This window comes from Chroococcidiopsis sp. SAG 2025 (assembly GCF_032860985.1).
GTDB lineage: Bacteria > Cyanobacteriota > Cyanobacteriia > Cyanobacteriales > Chroococcidiopsidaceae > Chroococcidiopsis.
Map to the genome: position 1 here is coordinate 126,275 of NZ_JAOCNC010000003.1, position 20,498 is coordinate 146,772.

11 protein-coding genes and 5 pseudogenes are annotated in these 20,498 nt (G+C 44.2%); 13 read left to right on the top strand and 3 right to left on the bottom strand.

Annotated elements, in window-relative coordinates; translation table 11 throughout:
* The first annotated feature begins 705 nt into the window (after nucleotides 1-705).
* The 9 genes and pseudogenes from N4J56_RS35370 to N4J56_RS35420 all read left to right on the top strand — a co-directional run bounded on the left by N4J56_RS35370 (nucleotide 706) and on the right by N4J56_RS35420 (nucleotide 14,963).
* A pseudogene (locus N4J56_RS35370) lies at nucleotides 706-1,416 on the top strand (IS6 family transposase).
* 163 nt (nucleotides 1,417-1,579) lie between these two features.
* Complete coding sequence (locus N4J56_RS35375; protein WP_317111421.1) at nucleotides 1,580-2,113, top strand: hypothetical protein; 534 nt, start codon at nucleotides 1,580-1,582, stop codon at nucleotides 2,111-2,113.
* A 305-nt stretch (nucleotides 2,114-2,418) separates the two neighbouring features.
* On the top strand, nucleotides 2,419-4,026 hold the full coding sequence (locus N4J56_RS35380; RefSeq protein WP_317111423.1) for a sigma-70 family RNA polymerase sigma factor: 1,608 nt from the start codon (nucleotides 2,419-2,421) through the stop codon (nucleotides 4,024-4,026).
* Nucleotides 4,027-4,116: 90 nt separating this feature from the next.
* Complete coding sequence (locus tag N4J56_RS35385) at nucleotides 4,117-5,358, top strand: DUF1822 family protein (RefSeq protein ID WP_317111424.1); 1,242 nt, start codon at nucleotides 4,117-4,119, stop codon at nucleotides 5,356-5,358.
* Nucleotides 5,359-5,532: 174 nt separating this feature from the next.
* On the top strand, nucleotides 5,533-6,795 hold the full coding sequence (locus tag N4J56_RS35390; RefSeq protein WP_317111426.1) for a transposase: 1,263 nt from the start codon (nucleotides 5,533-5,535) through the stop codon (nucleotides 6,793-6,795).
* A gap of 149 nt (nucleotides 6,796-6,944) precedes the next feature.
* A pseudogene (locus N4J56_RS35395) lies at nucleotides 6,945-12,176 on the top strand (eIF2A-related protein).
* A gap of 411 nt (nucleotides 12,177-12,587) precedes the next feature.
* Nucleotides 12,588-13,772, top strand: a complete 1,185-nt coding sequence (locus tag N4J56_RS35410) for an MFS transporter (protein WP_317111430.1) — start codon at nucleotides 12,588-12,590, stop codon at nucleotides 13,770-13,772.
* A gap of 449 nt (nucleotides 13,773-14,221) precedes the next feature.
* Nucleotides 14,222-14,392, top strand: a pseudogene (locus N4J56_RS35415) (response regulator transcription factor); the annotation flags it as partial.
* Nucleotides 14,393-14,744: 352 nt separating this feature from the next.
* Nucleotides 14,745-14,963 carry a hypothetical protein gene (locus tag N4J56_RS35420; protein ID WP_317111432.1) on the top strand — a complete coding sequence of 73 codons (219 nt, stop codon included), beginning with the start codon at nucleotides 14,745-14,747 and terminating at the stop codon, nucleotides 14,961-14,963.
* 29 nt (nucleotides 14,964-14,992) lie between these two features.
* Here the strand turns inward: N4J56_RS35420 and N4J56_RS35425 are convergent.
* Both N4J56_RS35425 and N4J56_RS35430 read right to left on the bottom strand, forming a co-directional pair.
* Nucleotides 14,993-15,400, bottom strand: a pseudogene (locus N4J56_RS35425) (IS701 family transposase); the annotation flags it as partial.
* Entirely contained in the window at nucleotides 15,379-15,606 is a 228-nt protein-coding gene (locus tag N4J56_RS35430; protein ID WP_317111433.1) for a hypothetical protein, read from the bottom strand. The pseudogene N4J56_RS35425 and the gene N4J56_RS35430, both read right to left, overlap by 22 nt.
* A gap of 68 nt (nucleotides 15,607-15,674) precedes the next feature.
* Between N4J56_RS35430 and N4J56_RS35435 the strand changes: the two genes are divergently transcribed.
* Together N4J56_RS35435 and N4J56_RS35440 are read left to right on the top strand one after the other, a co-directional pair.
* Complete coding sequence (locus N4J56_RS35435) at nucleotides 15,675-17,558, top strand: recombinase family protein (protein WP_317111435.1); 1,884 nt, start codon at nucleotides 15,675-15,677, stop codon at nucleotides 17,556-17,558.
* Complete coding sequence (locus N4J56_RS35440; protein WP_317111436.1) at nucleotides 17,512-17,895, top strand: hypothetical protein; 384 nt, start codon at nucleotides 17,512-17,514, stop codon at nucleotides 17,893-17,895. Before N4J56_RS35435 ends, N4J56_RS35440 begins: the two co-directional genes overlap by 47 nt.
* Nucleotides 17,896-17,995: 100 nt before the next feature.
* On the opposite strand, the pseudogene N4J56_RS35445 reads toward N4J56_RS35440, so the two are convergent.
* A pseudogene (locus N4J56_RS35445) lies at nucleotides 17,996-18,963 on the bottom strand (IS701 family transposase); the annotation flags it as partial.
* Between the two features lie 318 nt (nucleotides 18,964-19,281).
* On the opposite strand from N4J56_RS35445, the gene N4J56_RS35450 reads away from it, so the two are divergent.
* Nucleotides 19,282-19,608 (top strand): transposase, encoded by a 327-nt coding sequence (locus N4J56_RS35450; protein ID WP_317111437.1) that lies wholly within the window; start codon nucleotides 19,282-19,284, stop codon nucleotides 19,606-19,608.
* 2 nt (nucleotides 19,609-19,610) lie between these two features.
* Nucleotides 19,611-20,150: a transposase gene (locus tag N4J56_RS35455; RefSeq protein ID WP_410500775.1), complete on the top strand. Its 540-nt coding sequence runs from the start codon at nucleotides 19,611-19,613 to the stop codon at nucleotides 20,148-20,150.
* Nucleotides 20,151-20,498: the final 348 nt, after the last annotated feature.

The window sequence follows — 20,498 nt, forward strand, 5'->3', positions numbered from 1 at the left end:
TTGTATAGCCAATCAAGATTGTAAGAAGGAGTAAGTTATCGTTATTTTCAAATATATTTTTCTCTCGGCATAACTTAGCAATGCTGCGTAGCTTAGGGTCATACCACTGTAGTCAGGTTTGAGAATATTACTTCATCACAAAAAAATGAAACTGTTTTCTCGCACGATTGCTCTGACAATAATGTTCAACACCATTTTGGCGAATGCTCCCATACAGCCAGTTGGTGCCGCGGATAGCCATAAACAGAGTGACAATTATCCAAGGAATGCAACTGTTGATGGTCAACATCATCTGGATGAACAACTTCTACTTTTATCACAAAACCAAAAGAGTAAGACTACGCTACGTAATTTAAACAAATCTGGAGACAGAGCTTTTATTCCCAGTATCGAGTGTCATAGCAATCGTTCCAAGTGTTCCAAAGATGATTTCAAGCCCCCAACACTTCTGTCACGTCTATCACCGGATCGAGTCATCCAAAAAACAGTGTGTGAACTCCCTATACTACTCAAAAAAGCAGGACTTACACTGCTTATGATGCCTGAAGGAGTAGGACCGCTTCTGCTCGCGAGCGCCACAATTTATGTTTTTTGGAGGGCGTTATCAAGTTCTTCTGGGAGAAAGTAGTTGAGAAAAACGGTTCTGTTGCAAGAAATGGTAGACTGAAATGATTTAATCAGAGAAAATACTTCTACATACACCTGATGAATCTAAAGCAACCATTCAAGTGGCGACATTATCAACCGGAGATTATCCTTCTATGCGTACGCTGGTATCTTCGATATCCTTTATCGTACCGCCACTTGGAGGAGATGATGGCGGAACGGGGATTAAGCGTTGACCATTCAACCATTTACAGATGGGTAATGCACTATGCTCCCCACCTGGAAAAGCGATGCCGTCCGCATCTGAAGCCGACAAATGATTCATAGCGGGTGGATGAAACTTACGTCAGGGTGAAAGGTAAGTGGAAATATCTTTATCGTGCCGTCGATTCTGCTGGCAATACGATTGACTTTTTATTGAGTGCCAAAAGAGATAAAAGTGCAGCGAAACGATTCTTTCGCAAAGCTTTAAAGGCAACCTGCACTCAACCTCCTCGTGTCATTAATGTGGATAAAAACGCAGCTTATCCACCATCCATTGAACAGTTAAAAGCAGAATCAACTCTACGATCTGCTTGTGAGTTACGCCAAAGCAAGTACTTAAATAATCTAGTTGAACAAGACCATAGATTTATCAAAAAATTAGTTAATTCTGGGTTAGGTTTTAAATCTTTTTACACTGCCAGGAGGACAATTATTGGTTATGAGACCATGAATCAAATTAGAAAAGGGCAAATTATTAAAGTAGAAAAAGGTGACATTCAGGCACAAGCAGAATTTGTGTCTCAAATTTTCGGAGTTGCTGTCTAGACAAGTCTATCTTAATTGGAGCTTTTGTCCTTAAAAAGTTTTTGCAACAGAACCTTCAAGAGTGCATATTTTGATTTCACTTCTCCCAATGAGTTACACAGAAGCGTAAATTCGGCTATTAACTCGAAAAAAACTTTGATTTCCTAACAAAGGTATATTAAGTATGAAACGCAAGATGACGGCAATTATCGGTGGTACTCTGTTTGCTCTGGCTGGCGGAACTTTGCCAATGTTTGAGATCGCAGGTGGAACTTTACCCGCATCAGCGACTATTGCTAACACAAATGGTCAACATCAAATGATTGCCCAAAATTTCTCTAATACTATTAGTAGGTGTATGACCAGTATGACTTTTGGGTCATTTCCAGCTTCCCCAGAGGAACGGCTTAGGCGTAAAGAGATCGCGGCAACTGCTTGTCAAAACGCGACCACACCAGCAGCAACTAATGCTATTAGTAGGTGTATGACCAATATGACTTTTGGGTCATTTCCAGCTTCCCCAGAGGAACGGCTTAGGCGTAAAGAGATCGCAGCAATTGCTTGTCAAAACGCGACCACACCAGCAGCAACTAATGCTATTAGTAGGTGTATGACCAGTATGACTTTTGGGTCATTTCCAGCTTCCCCAGAAGAACGGCTTAGGCGTAAAGAGATCGCGGCAACTGCTTGTCAAAATGCCCCTTTCGTACAATATTGAGCTGAAATGGTTGGTCTCTCAAGGTGTTTGCACAAGTAGCTGTTAGACGGGAAGCTTCGCTGGCGAGGAGGTGCATAAATTAAGAAGGTACGTTGCCCGATTAGTCACGAAATCTTATCGTTCCGTCGCTGCCACACTTCTACCTTGCACGATCTAATTTTTTAACAGACCGCAGTTTTAATCTTTGTGGCATTCATGCTCCTAATTAGTGCAATCAAGCTAAAGTACCACAGAGTTATGGCTGTGCAGTGAGTTTACAGATGATGAAGAATCACTTTGTTAACTAGAGGGGAGAAAAAATCAAGATGCTTAATTTTAGCGATTCTAGCGAAGATCAATTTCCTATACTAAAAAAGTTTTTTATACCACCAAAGCGAAAGGGTATTTTGAAGTTTTGTACCTATATTGATATATGCATTCAAAATAATCAGTTAATGTTTCAATGGCTGCCTCAACCTTCTCTTCAACGTAATTTAGAGCTATATACAAAAAATGATAAAGAGTTTTCTAACTTATGTCACCAGTTGAATAATGGGGAAAAGATAGTAGATTTTTTGCTAAAAAAAGCACTTAATGAATTACAACCAATAGCCAACTGGGAGCCAAGAAATAGAACAGAACTTGCTTGTAAACATTTAGCAAGTCTCTGTGAAGAAAGATGCTATTGGGCTGTTAAAGATTTGTGTAAAGACGACAAAGTTAATCTTTTCGAGGATTATCTATTGATTGCGCGATCGCTAGTTCACGATTCGGAGAAGTTTAGGAAGATTTTACTTAATTATGACCCCGAAAAAGGCAGCAACTTAGAAACATATGTAAGTCATGCTATAAAAAAGCACGTTAAGTCTTTAGAAGAAAAAAATCGATTTTCTCGATGGAGATTACTTTGTAAAAAGAGCGATCGAGAATTGAAAGAGGCACTAGAAGCATTCGGAATTGTAGAACCACAGATTTCGCAGTTTATTTTTGCTCGTCAATATTTTAAACAAGTTTATCAAGGTAATAGAAATCCGGCAATAAGAGGTCAAAAATGGCTAGCTCCCGATGGAGAGGATTTTGAACAAACTGCTCAATGCTATAACGCAGAAAAATTACTATCAATGGCACCCTACGAAGTGTCTGCTAACTCAATTCAAGTTACTGCTAACCACATCAAAAAATGGATGAATGATTGCATTAAAGCTTTAGTAAATTTTCGTAATAGAACCTCATTGCCGCTTTCAATTGATGGGCAGCAGTCAGAGCGACTTGAAGCTCAATTAATATCAGAAGATAATTCTGCCGATCCTAGAGAAGTTCAATGGCAACAATTATTAGACATTGAAGAGATAACTGACAATCAAGAGAATCTCAGTAACAGAGTTGACTCAGTTTTATCTGAGGAACTGCAAACGATGAGACCGGATTACCAGAAAAGTCTTCTTCTCTATTATGGTTACGGACTTAAGCAACAACAGATAGCGGATAGATTGGGAATTCATCAATCTAATATCTCTCGTTATTTAAAAGAAGCAAAAATTCAGTTAATGGACGCTCTAGCAAGAATTTCTCAACCTCAACAATGGTTGCAACAGTGTGTAGAACAATTGCTACAAAAAGGCTATCGCGCATCACTACACCCAGATTTGATTCAAGCAGCTTCGGTATCAGCTATCAGAAAGTTAACAAGCGAAGAACGCGAAATTTTACAACTTAAACAGCGAATGGATGAGAATAAAATTTCTTCTCATTTAGGTATTTATCTCGATGAAGTAGAGAGAAGGTTGACGAAGATAAGAGATGAATTACAAAATAAATTGCTGTTCGAGATAGATATTTGGAAGAAAGATTACGTGGATATATGGTTGAGCAAACACTATCAATCTCTAGTTAGATCGGATTCAGAAACTGAGAATGAATTAGAGAAGGAGTGAAATAGATATAGAAGAGAGGAGTGCTTTGGCTGAGGTATAAGCTACAGAATCAATACCAGCTAGCTAAGATTATTCAAGAAGGAGAAAACAATGCTGAGTTTATCGAATTTTGCAAATATTGGCACTGAGCATATTTGGCTACTGAGTTTATTAGATTTCGCAAATATTGACACCGAGCATACTTGGCTACAGTTAGACATAGCTAAACAAGAAGAAGCATGGCAGCTTTCTAGACACCACTCGAATCCGATCGCGCGTTACAATGCTTATCTCAACCGCGTCTGCTTGAGTCACTTACTGAATTGGGTTCAAGAATGGCTGCCAGAAGAATCTGGGTTACGCGCACAAGTATTTCCGAGCGAGCAAAGCTTACCTAGTATTTTGGAAGTAGTCAATGGCACAGCAATAAAAGTAGGTGAAACTCGCATAGTGTTAGTGCCGACTGAAACTATCGATATAGAAGAATTGCGCGTCCCGCAGGAATGGGTAGATATTAATAGTTGGGCGGCTGACTATTACATTTTGGTACAGATAGATTTGGATGAAGATGATGATTCGAGTCTGCGGTTATGTGGGTTTACCACTCATCTTCAGCTGAAGAACCAAGGCAAATATAACCAGAGCGATCGCACTTATTCTTTACCGATGGAACAATTAACTGAAGACTTCACCTTACTGTTTGCTACACTGGGAGTAAATTGGCAAAAACAAGTCCCACAGGGAGTCACTTTGTCAAGCGCAGAAGCTCAAAACTTAGTACAAACATTGGGCGATCCATCTGTTTATTCTCCGAGATTGCGTTTAGATGTACCATTTGCTCAGTGGGCAGCACTACTTGAGCATGGCGGTTGGCGACAACGCTTGTACGAACAACGTCAGAGGCTTCCAGAACAGTGGTCAGTCTTGGAGTGGCTTCAAACTGGCATTTCAGATTTTGCTCGAGAGCTTGGTTGGATGTTGGTTTCGGTTCGACCGAATTGGAGTGGAGCTAGGGAAGCCAATTTAACACCAGCGCTAGCCCTACCAGTTTTAATTCGGCGGCTTGAGATTGCCGGACAGCAATATTTGTTGCAGGTGAGTCCTATTGGCAGTATAGAACAACGAATTTGGCGCTTTGAGCTACGCAATGCAACTGAAGGTGGTAAAATTCCTGGTGGAATGAAATTAAGACTTCTAACTGAGGAGCTGCAAACCTTCTTAAATAATGAAGCTGTGGCAGCAACGGCTGTAGACCAGCTTTGTGTTGAGGTGAAACTTGAACCTGGAGAAGGATTGGTATGGGAGATAGAGCCGATTCCAGAAAACTACACGCAAGAGATTTGGTGGTTTTAATCCAGTAGTTTATTTGTCTAAAAGGGGAGCGTCGAGGGGCAGTAATACACCCGCCATAATCTTTGATTTGGCGAGGGATACACAGACACCTCGCGCTTGTCTCATGGGCATCTAGCCCATGAGACAAGCATTTACTAGCTTTACTTTTTCCAGTAAATACAGTAAAGGTAGTTCATGTTAACACTGAACTACCGCTTCCGAATTTACCCAGACATCAGCCAACAAGAAATGTTGGTGGAGTGGATGGAAATTTGCCGCAGTGCCTACAATTACGCGCTACGGGAGATTAAAGATTGGTGTGATAGTCGCAAGTGTTTAGTAGATAGATGCTCGCTTGAAAAAGAATACATTCTAGCTGCCGATTTGAAATTTCCCACTGAAGTCAACCAGCTTAACTCCTTGCCAAAAGCGAAGAAAGAATTTCCCCGACTTTGGGAAGTTCCTTCTCAAGTTTTGCAGCAAGCAATTAAGCAGTTACACCGAGGTTGGGAATACTTTCAAGAACGTGGTTTTGGCTTTCCTCGATTCAAGAAGTACGGTCAGTTTAAATCGTTGCTGTTTCCTCAGTTCAAGGAAAACCCCGTAACGTCCAGTCATGTAAAACTGCCGAAAATTGGCGCAATTTCAATTAACTTGCATCGTCCCATACCTGATGGTTTTGTGGTCAAGCAAGTAAGGATTATCAGGAAAGCCGATAGATGGTATGTATCGATAAATTTGCAGTTAGATGTCAACGTTCCGAGTACAATGCCACAAGGTCATCCGATTGGGATAGACATCGGATTATCCAAGTATTTGGCAACAAGTGAAGGAGAAATCGTAAGACCACCTAAGTTTTTTAAACAGAAGCAAAGCGAGTTGAAATTACTGCAACGCCGATTGAGTAGAAAACAGAATCGGTCAAAAAATTACGAGAAAGCCCGTATAAAAGTAGCTCGACTTCACCACGAAATCGACAACACTCGCAAAGACTTTCACTTTAAGCAAGCCCATAAGCTGTGTGATGCTGGGGACATGATTTTCATGGAAGATCTGGACTACGCACGACTCGCCAAAGGTATGCTCGGCAAACATATGTTAGACGGAGCTTTTGGACAATTTCGTACTATTGTTCAATACGTCTGTTGGAAGCGAGGTAAGTTTTTTGCTGTTGTCGATGCTAGAGGGACTAGCCAACTATGTCCTGAATGTGGTGCAGAAGTTAGGAAAGATTTGAGTATTAGAGTACATAACTGTTCTGGTTGTGGTTACACAACGGATAGAGATGTAGCTAGCTCTCAAGTGATCAGAAATCGGGGCATTGCCCTAATTAGTAGTACGCTGGGACACAGTGGAATCGAAAGTGCCTGTGCAGTTGGTCTGTCGGGGGCCGAGGAAACTCAGTCTAGATCAGAAGCGAAATCCCGCAAGGGAGTAACCAGGAAATCCTCAAAGTGATTTGGGGAAGCCCCCACTATAATCTTTGATTTAGTAGGGGAAAATGTCACTTGTCTAAAAGTTTTGTCAACTAGCGGCTAATATAGGTCGGCTGCCAAGAGCATTAGCTGTGGTAAAAAACGTGTCGATGTTGCTTTTAAGGTGTGATTATGTGTCCTATTGGTGGTCATTTCAGTTCTCCTACTCGTCCTTTAGAACCGCAAAAAGCTACACTTTGGATTTTACTAGTAGGAGTTAACAATTACGAGGATGCAGGGCTGCCCCCCTTGCAGTACTCTATGGCGGATTGTCAAGGCTTGGCAGAGGCTTGGGCAGAAGTAAAAATATCTATGCATAAGGTGGCGATCGTTCATCACGATGAAAGCGAAGAACCACCCCTAGCAAAGAATGTTCGAGCCAGTTTGCAGAAAATTGTAGATGAGGCTAAACCAGAGGATACGATTCTGCTTTATTTCTCAGGACACGGGGCGCTAGAACCAGAGAGTCAGCGGGTAGTGTTGTGTCTGGCAGATACCCAAAAATCTGACTTGCTGGGTACGGGACTAGAGTTGCAGGAAGTGTTGCGCCTATTGGCAAAGAGTTCTGCCCGTCAGCAACTGGTTTGGCTGGATGCTTGTCATAGCGGTGGTATGAAGCTTTCAGGAGCAAGGAGCGAAACTCAATTAGGACCCCAGTTCAACCCTGCGGCTCAAATATTGGAAGTTGTACGGCAACGTGCGGCACAAAGTAAAGGATTTTATGCCATACTCTCTTGCGATCGAGAAGAAAAGTCGTGGGAGTTTTCCGAACTGGGACACGGGTTATTTACTTACTACTTAATGCGGGGGTTGCGGGGTGAAGCAGCAGACTTAACAACAGGCGCGATCTCGGTAGACTCAATTTACGAATATGTTTATAAACGAACACAGCGATATATCGATAACATTAATCTGCAGTTGCGGCTAATTAATCAGCAGAAACTAAGTCGAGGGGAAACCGAGATCGAGTCAGAATATAAACAGCAAACCCCTCAGCGGATTATGGACGGGGCGGGGTCAATCATTTTGGGAGTGAAACCAAACAACTCAGTTTCACCTCACCATCCGCGACAGGCATTCGTATTAGAGGGACTTGTCGGTAGCCGAGGCGGTTTGGATTTAGCCAAAGCACTCAACAAGCCTGGTGGCTTTAAGGTAGTGTACTGGTCGGGATCTGAAAAAGCGACGGCAGAAAACCTACGCCAAGCGATCCGAGAGTGCTTGCTATCTGCATCAGGCTCGCGTAATATCTCAAAAGATCCTGCAAAAACGGCAACTGTCTTCTTATACCTGCGCGGACGGATTGAAAAGACCGACGAGGGGGAAGAGTGGTTGGTTTTAGGAGATGGTGGTAGGCTCACCCGATCTTGGTTGAGACAAGAGTTACGCCGTTCGCAAATGGTTCAACAGATAGTTGTGCTGGATTGCCCTAAGGCAACTTCGTTGGTAGAGTGGGTAGAAGATCTTCAAGGCGGACCTGAGCAAAGTCAGTGTTTGCTTGCAGCAGCAGCAAAAGAGCCAGAGCATTTTGCCACCGCACTACTTAAAACGCTTCATGCAGAAAATCCGTTCGATGGGTTAGCGATAGCAAAGTGGATTAGCCAACTACAGGGGGAGCTAAAGGGAACGGGAATTAAACTTCACTCTTGGCTAGCGGGAGTACGAGGTGTCATTGAAGTTTTACCTAGTCGCATTGGGTCACAAGGGATAGAAACAACACACTGGATTGGAGTGTGCCCTTTCATGGGGTTTAGGCCATTTAGGGAAAAAGATGCCCCGTTCTACTACGGACGGAAAGATTTGACACAACAGCTAATTAATACTCTGAGCCATCAGTCTTTGATAACAGTACTTGGAGCGTCTGGAAGTGGTAAGTCTTCAGTGTTACATGCCAAATTGATCCCAGAGTTGCGTAGGGGCAGGCAGTTACCGAGAAGCGAGGAGTGGTGGATTGGCAGCTTCAATCCAGGGTCAAACCCTATCTCGGCTTTGTCTCAGCGATTGGTGGATTGGGGCACGCAGGAGGAAAGAAAATACCAGGAGCAAGTACTAGAAGGACGGTTGCACTCAGGGGTAGAGGGATTTGTCCGCTGGTTACGCAACCGAAACGAACCAATGGTCGTACTGATTGTCGATCAGTTCGAGGAACTATTTACTATGGCAGCGGAAAAAGAGCGCCGCCGCTTTTTAGAAATTGTTTTGGGAGCATTAGAGCAAACATCAGACCGATTCAAATTAATCATCTCTTTGCGCTTGGATTTCCTCAACTCGTGTTTAAAAGTGCCTATCCTGTATGAGGCTTTACAAAAGCCAAAAGTGTTAGTGCCACCCTACCTCACACCAGATGACTGTGAAGAAGCGATCGTCGAGCCAGCCAGAAGTGTAGGACTTGAGGTAGAGCGAGAACTGGTTGACGTACTTCGTCAGGATATGGAACAATCGGCAGCAGATCTATCCGAGCTGCAATTTATTCTAGAGCAGTTGTGGTTACGTGCTAGTAAAGAAGGTGTTTTGACGTTAAAAGCGTATTATCAGCTCGGAGGCATCAAAAAAGCATTTGAGCGAAAGGTACAAAAATTCTACGACAATCTCAAGCCTGAAGAGCAAAAATGTGCCAAATGGATTCTTCTGCAATTAATCAATGTGGGGGAGGGAATAGAACATACTCGGCGACGAATACCAAAGTCCGAGCTAGTCGTACGAAAATATCCACCACCATTGGTGGAAACAACGCTCCAAAAATTAGAATCAGCCAGGCTAGTGGTAACTAACTCGGAGCCGGAGAGGATTGTTGGGCAAAGCCGTGGCGCTGCTGCCCAAGAGCCGGAGTCAGAAGATCTACTGCTGGAACGGATGAAACAGGAAGTGACGATAGAAAATGAAAACCTAATTCGCTATTGGCCAACGTTGCGCTGGTGGTTGGAGGAAAATCGCACTCAGTTGCAGCAACAGGAACCAATTGTCCAAGCTGCCCGAGAGTGGAAGCAAAATGGTTGGCGGCATGAATATTTGCTGTGGGGGACGCGACTGGTAGAGGCAGAAGGGCTTTATATCAAGTACTCAGACGAGCTGTCGCTGGATGTCCAGCAGTTTATTGAAGCTTGTCTAGCGGAACGCGATCGCCAAGAGCGAGAATGGGAGTTACAAAGACAGCAAAAGTTGCAGCAGCAAATAAAATTACGAAAAGCTGCTCAGAAGCTAACTAGATATGCGATCGCATTTACTGTAGTCGTGAGTGTAGTAGCTATCTTTGCCTTTTCTCAGTGGTATGAAGCCCAGAAGAACTCTATTAATGCTCTATCTCAAACTTCTGAAGCTTCCTTACTTGCCAATAGACAGCTTGAAGCGTTGGTTGCTGCTGTACAGTCAGGTAAGCGATCGCAAAATCCTCTCTTTTTCCTAGATAATAGTGTGCGTCAGACCGCGAGTGCGGCACTACAGCGGGCAGTTTACAATGTGCAAGAGCGTAATCGCTTGGGAGGGCAAGGCAATTTTGTCAGGTCTGTCAGGAGCGTAGCTTATAGCCCGGATGGCAAGACGATTGCTTCTGGTAGTCGTGACAACACCATCAAACTTTGGGATGTAGCTAGAGGCAATCAAATCACAACCCTGAGTGGGCATGGCGGTTCGGTCACGAGCCTAGCTTATAGCCCGGATGGCAAGACGATTGCTTCTGGTAGTGTTGACAACACCATCAAACTTTGGGATGTAGCTAGAGGCAATCAAATCACAACCCTGAGTGGGCATGGCGGTTCGGTCACGAGCCTAGCTTATAGCCCGGATGGCAAGACGATTGCTTCTGGTAGTCGTGACAACACCATCAAACTTTGGGATGTAGCTAGAGGCAATCAAATCACAACCCTGAATGGGCAGGGCGGTTCGGTCACGAGCGTAGCTTATAGCCCGGATGGCAAGACGATTGCTTCTGGTAGTGTTGACACAGTCAAACTTTGGGATGTAGCTAGAGGCAATCAAATCACAACCCTGAATGGGCAGGGCGGTTCGGTCACGAGCGTAGCTTATAGCCCGGATGGCAGACGATTGCTTCTGGTAGTGTTGACACAGTCAAACCGGATGGCAAGACTTCTGGTAGTGTTGACACAGTCAAACTTTGGGATGTAGCTAGGCAATCAAATCACAACCCTGAGTGGGCAGCGATTCGGTCATAAGCCTAGCTTATAGTCCGGATGGCAAGACGATTGCTTCTGGTAGTTTTGACGCAACTATCAAACTTTGGGATGTAGCTAGAGGCAATCAAATCACAACTCTGAATGGGCAGGGCGGTTCGGTCACGAGCCTAGCTTATAGCCCGGATGGCAAGACGATTGCTTCTGGTAGTGGTGACACAGTCAAACTTTGGGATGTAGCTAGAGGCAATCAAATCACAACCCTGAGTGGGCACAGCGATTCGGTCATAAGCCTAGCTTATAGTCCGGATGGCAAGACGATTGCTTCTGGTAGTTTTGACGCAACCGTCAAACTTTGGGATGTAGCTAGAGGTGAAGAAATCAAAACCTTGAGTGGGCACAGAAATTATGTCACGAGCGTAGCTTATAGCCCGGATGGCAAGACGATTGCTTCTGGTAGTGATGACAACACCGTCAAACTTTGGGATGTAGCTAGAGGTGAAAAAATCAAAACCCTGAATGGGCATGGCGGTTCCACCGTAGCTTATAGCCCGGATGGCAAGATGATTGCTTTTTTGGTAGTGGTGACAACACCATCAAACTTTGGGATGTAGCTACAGGTGAAGAAATCAAAACCTTGAGTGGGCAGGGCGGTTCGGTCACGAGCGTAGCTTATAGCCCGGATGGCAAGATGATTGCTTTTGGTAGTGGTGACAACACCATCAAACTTTGGGATGTAGCTACAGGTGAAGAAATCAAAACCTTGAGTGGGCAGGGCGGTTCGGTCACGAGCGTAGCTTATAGCCCGGATGGCAAGACGATTGCTTCTGGTAGTGGTGACAACACCATCAAACTTTGGGATGTAGCTAGAGGCAATCAAATCAAAACCCTGAATGGGCATGGCGATTCGGTCATAAGCCTAGCTTATAGCCCGGATGGCAAGACGATTGCTTCTGGTAGTGTTGACAACACCATCAAACTTTGGGATGTAGCTACAGGTGAAGAAATCAAAACCTTGAGTGGGCACAGAAATTATGTCGCGAGCGTAGCTTTTAGCCCGGATGGCAAGACGATTGCTTCTGGTAGTGTTGACAAGACCATCAAACTTTGGAATTTTTACCCAAATAACCTAAATGATTTGATGAGCCGCAGTTGTAACTGGTTACGTGGTTACTTGCAGACAAATCCTAATGTGAGCGACAGTGATAAGCATCTTTGCGACGGCATTGGCATCTAGAAGTAGAGGAAAATGCGATGAATATCAACCGATGCAATCCATCTCGATCGCTCAGATCGCGTTTGGTATGCTTTTGATTCCATTTCTTAAGTCAAGCTAACTCCATCAGTTCATCATAGGCTCTAGCCAGCAACTTGTTTCTCAGCCAGACAAGCTTGCTGGTTTTGTTTTTTGTTCATCTGGTCACAATACTTCTCGATTAAATTAAGGGCCAATAGAATTCGCGGAACTACACAAATAAAGTCTGCCTGCGCAGACTCAAATGCATAATCTGATTTTACTTCTCCCAAAGAGCTACACAGAAGCGTCAATTCGGCTATTGACTCAGAGAAAACTTCAATTTCCTAACGAAGACAATAGTACTTTGCGACACGAGTACAGAAACTGCAAAAGATTTCCCAAATCACCTAAATGTCTACTACTCTTACTAGCGGATTACCTCGTCAACGACGGCAGACAAGGCAAACAACAACTCGGTTTGCGATCGCAGCTATGTTCTTCATTAATGGTGCTGTATCTGGTAACTGGGCGGCACGCATTCCAGACATCCAATCCCAACTTGGATTGAGTCACAGCGCGCTGGGAGTCGTACTGGCAAGTATAGCGGTTGGTTTGTCGCTGGCTACGCCGATAACAGGGTGGCTGATAGCTCGTGTGGGTAGTCGTTCAATTACCAAGAAAGCAGCGTTGGCATACTGCTTAGCACTGCCCCTACCCGCATTGGCTTCTAATCTACTTTTACTAGCGATCGCCTTACTAGTGTTCGGCGCGATCGGTGGAGTGATGAGCTTAGCTATGAACGCTCAAGGGCTGGCGATCGAGCGGCGTTACGGACGACCGCTGATGTCCTCATTTCACGGTATATCTAGCGTTGGTACTCTGATCGGAGCAGCGACAGGCGGTATAGTAACCTCTGTGGGAGTGCCAACGTTTCCACACTTGCTCGGTGTTGCATTGTTGCTGGGAATAGTTGCAAATCTATCATCACGTCGGCTGTTGTCATCGGGTGTTGTCACTGCTAACCAAGCACCAGCGATCGCTCTCCCAGAACGTTCGCTTATTGGTCTAGGAATAGTAGCTTTTTGTAGCATATTGGCAGAGGGGGCAATGGCTAACTGGAGTACGATCTATCTCCGCCAAGTGCTTGAGACTGAACCGGGACTAGCAGCAACCGGATGTGTAGTGTTCTCGCTAGCTATGGCTTGTGGTCGCTTCACGGGAGACCGGAGCGCTCTACACTTTGGTTCGGTCAAAACGGTTTGCTTTAGTGGCACTTTAGCAGCTATTGGTCTAACGCTATCTTTAATAGTTTCTCAGCCCAAAGTAGCGATTATTGGCTTTGCTTGCGTCGGTATTGGCTTGTCCTCCATTGTTCCACTTGTATTTAGTGCAGCCGAACGCACTCCTGGGTTAGCTCCTGGCGTGGCTCTGGCAGCGGTGACAACCACGGGCTACTTTGGATTGCTGTTTGGTCCACCTGCGATCGGGTACGCTGCTGAGTTACTCACCCTTCGTGGAGCCTTGGGGCTTGTCGTCGTTAGTAGCATAACAATTGCCGTGCTAGCTCCAACTGTCGAATTACGTCACAAAAATTGAAGCAGATAGCAGCAATTGGAGTTGTGTAATGCATCGCAGATAGTAGAAATTGGAGTTGTGTAATGCAGATTCAACGCATGGGGATCTTATACAAGTTCTACTGTATGGGTTGGAGAAACGGCTCCCTGAAGTACTATTCTCCGCTCCAACATTGGTTGCTTAGTATCTTTCTTTACTACCGGAGGGGCTTTGCAGAAGGCTCTGAGTGGAGCAAGCACAATCGTGTCAATAACCAAGAAGGTAAAAACTTAGAACTTTAGTTGCTTTTCTAAGGAGATATCCAGACTCAACGGCGGATACACGCGTTCAAAATTCCGAAGCTGCTACATAATCCAATCTTCTTGAAGAGGATCGTTTTTCCTCCAAAAGTTTTTGTAACAACACAACCACTTTTGATGTATTAACCCTAGACTCTACTTGCAATAAAACTCAATTACAAGAGGTTTCATATGATTAATTTGTTACTTGTAGACGAGCATAATCTCATTTGTCAAGGGCTGAAGGCTATGCTAACGCTGGAGCCGGATTTACAAGTGGTAGGAACTGCTAATAATGGTAAAACTGCTATTGAGCAGGTAGCGGCTTTACAGCCGAATGTGGTAATTATGGACGTGCAGATGGGTGCGGCTCTTTTTACGTAACGTAATTAGGCTACCAATAAACGTTCAGGCTCCTGAAACTTGCTAACATGATTGCGCTGAAATTCTTGAACTTTGTGGAATTGCCAATAGGACTCGAAATCACCACTGGACCTGAGCCACGAATTATGGTAGTGTTGCAAAAAATTTCTCAAATGCTATACGTAGTGTTGTAGTATATATATTTCAACGCTATAGATAGTGTTTCTCAGTTTTTTTGCAACACTACTCATTGGAGTACCCAGTTCTGACACTTTCTAGAAAACTGCGAAATCTTTCAACTCAAAGCTGATAAAATAATATCCGGTCTAATATCAACAAACATGGAGTAAATATGAAACGCAAAATGACTACAATTATTGCTGGTACAATGCTTGCTATCACTAACACGCCAGTGATAGCATCAGCTACTGTTGTCAACACAACTGGTGAATATCTGACAAATGCTAAAAACCCCTCACAACAGGTAGTAGTGCAGCGCTTAACACCCCATCCTCAAGGAATAATAGTTGCGGAAGACCGCAGAAGAAGGAGTAGAACCGGTAGAAGATAATCATTTAACAATACCCCTGTTGTGTCACTTTAGGCAGAGGAAAAATAGAATTCAGGGTGAGCCAGGAAGGTGAAAATTGGAGAAGTTAGCCTATAAACAATGGATTGAAGTTTAGAAAAACCCAAAGAAAGCTGAGGAATGGGAAAAACTGTTAACCAGGGATATATCAGGTTAAATAAAACCAAAGGTTGAATAACTAAACGTAGATTGTTGAGAATATTCTTCCAACCTTTACCATTATCCCACCAGGGGTGAGAAGCGAATGCTGATTGAGGATCTGGAGGAGAAGGACGCAGAGATTCTGAATGAAGACTAACCATGAGGTAGGCACTACATACAATCTCCCACCATCGCTCAATATCCTCATAGCGAGTAAAACGATAATCAGCCCAACCTAACTCATTCTTACTTTGCTTTAAGCCATATTCAATCCCCGTGCTTCAACACCCCCATAAGAACACAAACCCAATCGCAATTCGTTATTCTTAGTGTTGAGGGGCTGCTCAACTTGGCAGCGATGGCTGCTAAGGTGCAAGCCGCTCAAATATCCTCCATTGAGGAAGGCGCTGTATGTCTCAACAACCCACTCCCCCCCGCCCAACCTACTGACTACCCACTTGTGGCTGACTCTGCCACCTCCCAATCGTCAGCGCTCGTTGCAGATTCTCACGCAAATGCTGAACAGTCAATTGCAAACTCAGGAAGGCAGCCATGACAAATCGTAAGCCTGAGTCAATGGAAAGGCATAGCCAAAAGATTCTGCCGCAACATCTCGACCGATTAGCTGTGGTGTATGTGCGTCAATCAACGCTGCAACAGGTGCTCGACCACCAAGAGTCCACGCGGTTGCAATATGGACTAGTCGAACGCGCTAAAGCTTGGGGATGGCAGCGAGAGCGGATCTTAATTATTGACGACGATCTGGGCAAGTCGGGAGCAACTGCTCAAGGACGGGCTGGGTTTCAACGCTTAGTAGCCGAAGTCGGTATGGGGCACGTGGGCTTAATTTTAGGCATTGAGATGTCGCGATTGGCTCGCTCATGCAAAGATTGGCATCAACTGCTTGAGATCTGCGCGTTATTTGATACCTTAATTGCGGATCTTGACGGGATTTACGATCCAAGTCATTACAATGACCGATTGCTGTTAGGACTTAAGGGCACTATGAGTGAAGCAGAACTGCACGTCCTCAAACAGCGGCTAGTGCAGGGCAAACTGAGCAAAGCTGAACGGGGAGAACTTGAGTTTGGCGTTCCCACAGGTTATGTCCGACGCACCTCTGGGGAAGTGACATTTGACCCTGATGAGCAAGTGCAGCAAGTGATTCGACTGATTTTCCGCAAGTTTGACGAGCTGGGGACGCTCAATGCCGTGTTGCGCTATCTAGTAGACCACCAGATTCAAATCGGGGTGCGTGTCAAGAGTGGACTGACCAAAGGGGATCTTGAATGGCATCGTCCCAATCGGACGCTGTTGCAAAATATCCTGAAAAATCCGATGTATGCTGGTGCCTATGCTTATGGTCGGCGGCAAGTAGACCCGCGTCAAAAGCAAGCTGGGCGGTTGTATTGTGAGCGTGTGGTGGTTGACCCAAACAATTGGCACGTGCTGTTACACGACCGATTTCCTGCCTACATTTCATGGCAGCAGCATCAGCGTAACTTAGCACAGTTAAAGTCGAACCGCATCTGTGCTGAAGAATTGGGTGCTTCTCGGTATGGTTCTTCATTACTGGTGAGGCTATTAGTGTGTGGCAAATGTGGGTGCCGCATGAGCGTCAACTATCACCACAAACAGGGACATCGATACGTGTGTTGTCGCCAAGCTGTGGATTACGGCGGTGAACGATGCCAAAGTATGTCTGGTCCAACATTAGATCGATTTGTTGTCGAGCAGGTGATGGAAGCGTTAAAACCTGCTGCACTCGAACTCTCCTTGGCGGCAGCGACCGCGCTCGAACAGGAACGCATCGAACTCAATCGTTTGTGGCAACAACGCTTAGAACGGGCTGCCTATGAAGCCGACCGTGCCAAACGCCACTATCAACTTGTTGAGCCTGAGAACCGTCTGGTGGCGCGTCAATTAGCCTCCGAATGGGAGACGAAATTGCAAGCTCAACAGCAACTGCGAGAAGAGTATGAACGATTTTGTCAACAGCAACCTTGTTTGTTAAGTGATGCACAGCGCCAGACAATTCGTCAACTGGCGCACAATATTCCAGTCCTTTGGCACGCTACCACAACGACCAACAACCAACGCAAAGACTTGTTACGTCAAATTCTCTCGCGAGTCATCATTGATGCCCAAGGCGATAGCGAACAGGTTCAGGTTACTCTGGAATGGATCGGTGGAACTGCAACATGCGCGCAGATTCGTCGTCCGGTTGGAAAACTTACACAACTGAGTAATTACCCACAACTGTGTGAACGACTGCGTGAGTTAGCCGCTCAAGACATAGAGCCGAAGGAGATTGCTCAGCAAATGAACTCTCTCAGGCTTTTACCCGCCGAAACGACGGGCAACATTCAAAGCCGAACAAATTCAGAACTTGATGCGGCACTTAGGACTGAAACCACCGCATCAATCGACGGCTGAGCGTGACAACCTCCAAGCCGATGAGTGGTGGTTGTCCGACTTGGCACGCCTACTTAACATGTCTACAGTTACGCTCTATAGCTGGGTACGACATGGTTGGGTCAAAGCCCGACAGCAAGAACCTCCGTCTCGCCGATGGATCGTTTGGGCAGATTCAGCAGAAATTGAACGATTAAGACAACGCCGTGAACAACCAATAGGAGCTGCAACACGACAACATTGGTTAAACTATCAAAAATCAAGATTATTAAATTCTAAGAGAGCAGATTTATTGACGGAGTACGATAGCAAGATAGATGTTGTAGAGGGCATGATAGACATCAATTCTTGCAACTAAATTGCCGATCCACTAAGGTCTCTGGAGCAAACAACCATGTCTAAACAGCCTTCTAGGTCACGCCAGCACCACAGATTAGACTCTTATAGGGGTATTACGGCAAGCTCATTTCAACCCAAGTTCTTAACCCATAAAAATTGCCAACTTCTCTTGGTGTAATATCTGGGTATTTACTCATTACGTACCAGGTGGAGTTTCCTGGTAAGTTCTCTGTGTCAGTGGTAATTTGCCAATATCTATGTTCGCCACGTTTGCCATGTATTATTTCCCTAATAAACCGATTCTCACTGTTTAAATCAGAGAATATCCTTTTAAACTTATGCCACTTTAAGTATTGAGTGTACTGACCCTTGAGCAAGTCTACAGAATGATTCGAGCGTATTGCTACTAAATAATTTAAACCCAGTTCATCTAATACAGATACAAAATTTGTTCTACTCTCACCATATAAGCTGTCAGCCAGTACCAAATTGAATTTGAACCCCATCAACCGTAGCTTTCTGATGAGCATTGCCCCGATTTGAGGCTTGGTAAGATATTTATCTCCTGGCTTTAATTTCTCACGCGGCTTGTATACTTCAAACAGTAGGGGAAAAGTCATTCCGCAGAATACACCATAGGCGGTGACTGCTACAACTCCATTTTCAACCTTTCCCAAATTTCCGATGTACCGGCGTTTCACATAATCTGTTGATGTTCCTTTTTTCTTGTCTCCTATTTCCAACAATCAACATGATTGGTCTTCCTTGTAACACCTGTAATATTAACTCTAATCTTCGATTTCTTATCTCTTGTGTTTCCCAAGATGAATGGGTTAAAAAATGATGTAATGGTTGATGGTTCTCTAACCCCGCAATTCTTGCTATTGCAAGCAAGCTTTTCCTTTTTATCTCCGATATCATCCCTACATGCAGGTACTTAAAAGCTTCAAAGCTAAGCAGCTAATATCGGGCGGGTGTCCCGCCCGATATTAGCTGCTTCCTCAATAGGCAGAAACAGCTTTTCATACCATTGACAGTATTCGTCCACAAATTTTACTGTCGCTGCGGGTGGACGAGGTTCTACCATACTCTGTGTCTTTGTTTGGGTGTTTGCGTCCTATTATATTACTACCAGAGTGATAAAACAGGGTTAATAACTGTATTTTCCGATGACTGAACGGAGTTTATTCCCAGGGCTATTTCATTCTCTAAGCTTAGAATAGTCCTGCACTTAGCCAATGAAAACTTATCAGGGGCTTTCAAAAACCAAGCTGACGAAGCGCTATGGCACGTGTGAAACCTCGGCGGCGCTCTTGAAATTGAAAGTGTCTTTGGCATCAGCATTTCGGCAGCTTGCCAGTCGCCTTGGAAGCTTTCTGAAAAGATAATATAGAACCCATTTGGGATGTTGGTGAAAGGGTATAATCAGAAGAAAATGCCTTATTCAAGCAGTTTGACAGATAAAGAGTGGGAGATTATTGAACCACTATTACCCCAGAAGAAAAGAACTAAACCCCCAAGATGGAGCAAAAGGGAAATTTTAGATGGGGTGTTGTATCAACTAAAAAATGGTTGTAATTGGTGTGACTTACCTAAAGACTTACCCCCATATTCAACAGTATTTTGGCACTATAAACAGTGGCGAACAGAAGGAGTAATCGAGAATATCCGAGATATATTACATGGACAAGTTCGCCAACAAGTAAAAAAAAAGCCAAATGGACAACCTTAATTATCATCGACTCACAAGCGGTGAAAAATACTTGTAATGCCAGTTTAGAATCCAAAGGATTTTGTTTTTACAAGGCTACAAACGGAATTAAAAGACATTTAGCTGTAGATACTTTAGGGTTTCCTTTTTTTAGTCACTGTACCAAAGCTAGCGTATCTGACGATCAGGGATTAATTGAAATGTTGCTCCTCAACATCGATTACTTCAAAGTTAAACCTGTCAACATTCCCAAAATCACCATCTTGATTGACAACGGATATCACCCTAAAAAATTGGAGGAACAATTAAAAACAGTTTATCCACAAATCATGAATAAGATTAGGTTTAAGTTATCACCTAAACCGTCCTCAGAGCAAAAGAAACAGCAAGGAAAAACAGGTTTTGTCCCCGTCCAGACCAGATGGGTGATAGAAAGAACCAACTCGTGGATAGAGAGGTGTAAGAGTTTGGTCAAAAACTTTGAAAGAACTCTTGAGCATGCCACGATTAAGATTAATCTTTGCTTTGTCCGCTTGATGCTTAAAAGACTGGCAAGTGGTTAAATAGATCCCAAATGGGTTCTATAGAACCCATTTGGGATCTAATCCTAAAGACAAAAGCCTTGCAGCTAGATAGTTTTCTCCTTACTCTAGCAAAAACTGACTCTAATGAGCAGCCTGTATCGTAGGCTCGTGAATGACGGCTTGCCTCAAAGTCAAGTATCACGAGAAAAGATGTCAAATGGGTTCTATAAAAACATCGTTCAAAAAACGTAGGTGCTGACTGTGCGAAGGCTATTCTCCCCGGCTCAAAAACTTTTGATTTTGCCTCGCGCCAATTATCAGTGCGAGATTTGGAAAATTTATTGTTTTAGATGTTAGAAGCCGGAGTCGATCCGCGCGAACTGCCTC

Excerpts from the sequence above, each read along its gene's own strand:
- N4J56_RS35380 (WP_317111423.1), top strand. The coding sequence starts at position 2,419 with ATGCTTAATTTTAGCGATTCTAGCGAAGATCAATTTCCTATACTAAAA.
- N4J56_RS35450 (WP_317111437.1), top strand. The coding sequence starts at position 19,282 with ATGTTGGTGAAAGGGTATAATCAGAAGAAAATGCCTTATTCAAGCAGT.
- N4J56_RS35375 (WP_317111421.1), top strand. The coding sequence starts at position 1,580 with ATGAAACGCAAGATGACGGCAATTATCGGTGGTACTCTGTTTGCTCTG.
- N4J56_RS35435 (WP_317111435.1), top strand. The coding sequence starts at position 15,675 with ATGACAAATCGTAAGCCTGAGTCAATGGAAAGGCATAGCCAAAAGATT.
- N4J56_RS35420 (WP_317111432.1), top strand. The coding sequence starts at position 14,745 with ATGAAACGCAAAATGACTACAATTATTGCTGGTACAATGCTTGCTATC.
- N4J56_RS35385 (WP_317111424.1), top strand. The coding sequence starts at position 4,117 with ATGCTGAGTTTATCGAATTTTGCAAATATTGGCACTGAGCATATTTGG.
- N4J56_RS35410 (WP_317111430.1), top strand. The coding sequence starts at position 12,588 with ATGTCTACTACTCTTACTAGCGGATTACCTCGTCAACGACGGCAGACA.
- N4J56_RS35390 (WP_317111426.1), top strand. The coding sequence starts at position 5,533 with ATGTTAACACTGAACTACCGCTTCCGAATTTACCCAGACATCAGCCAA.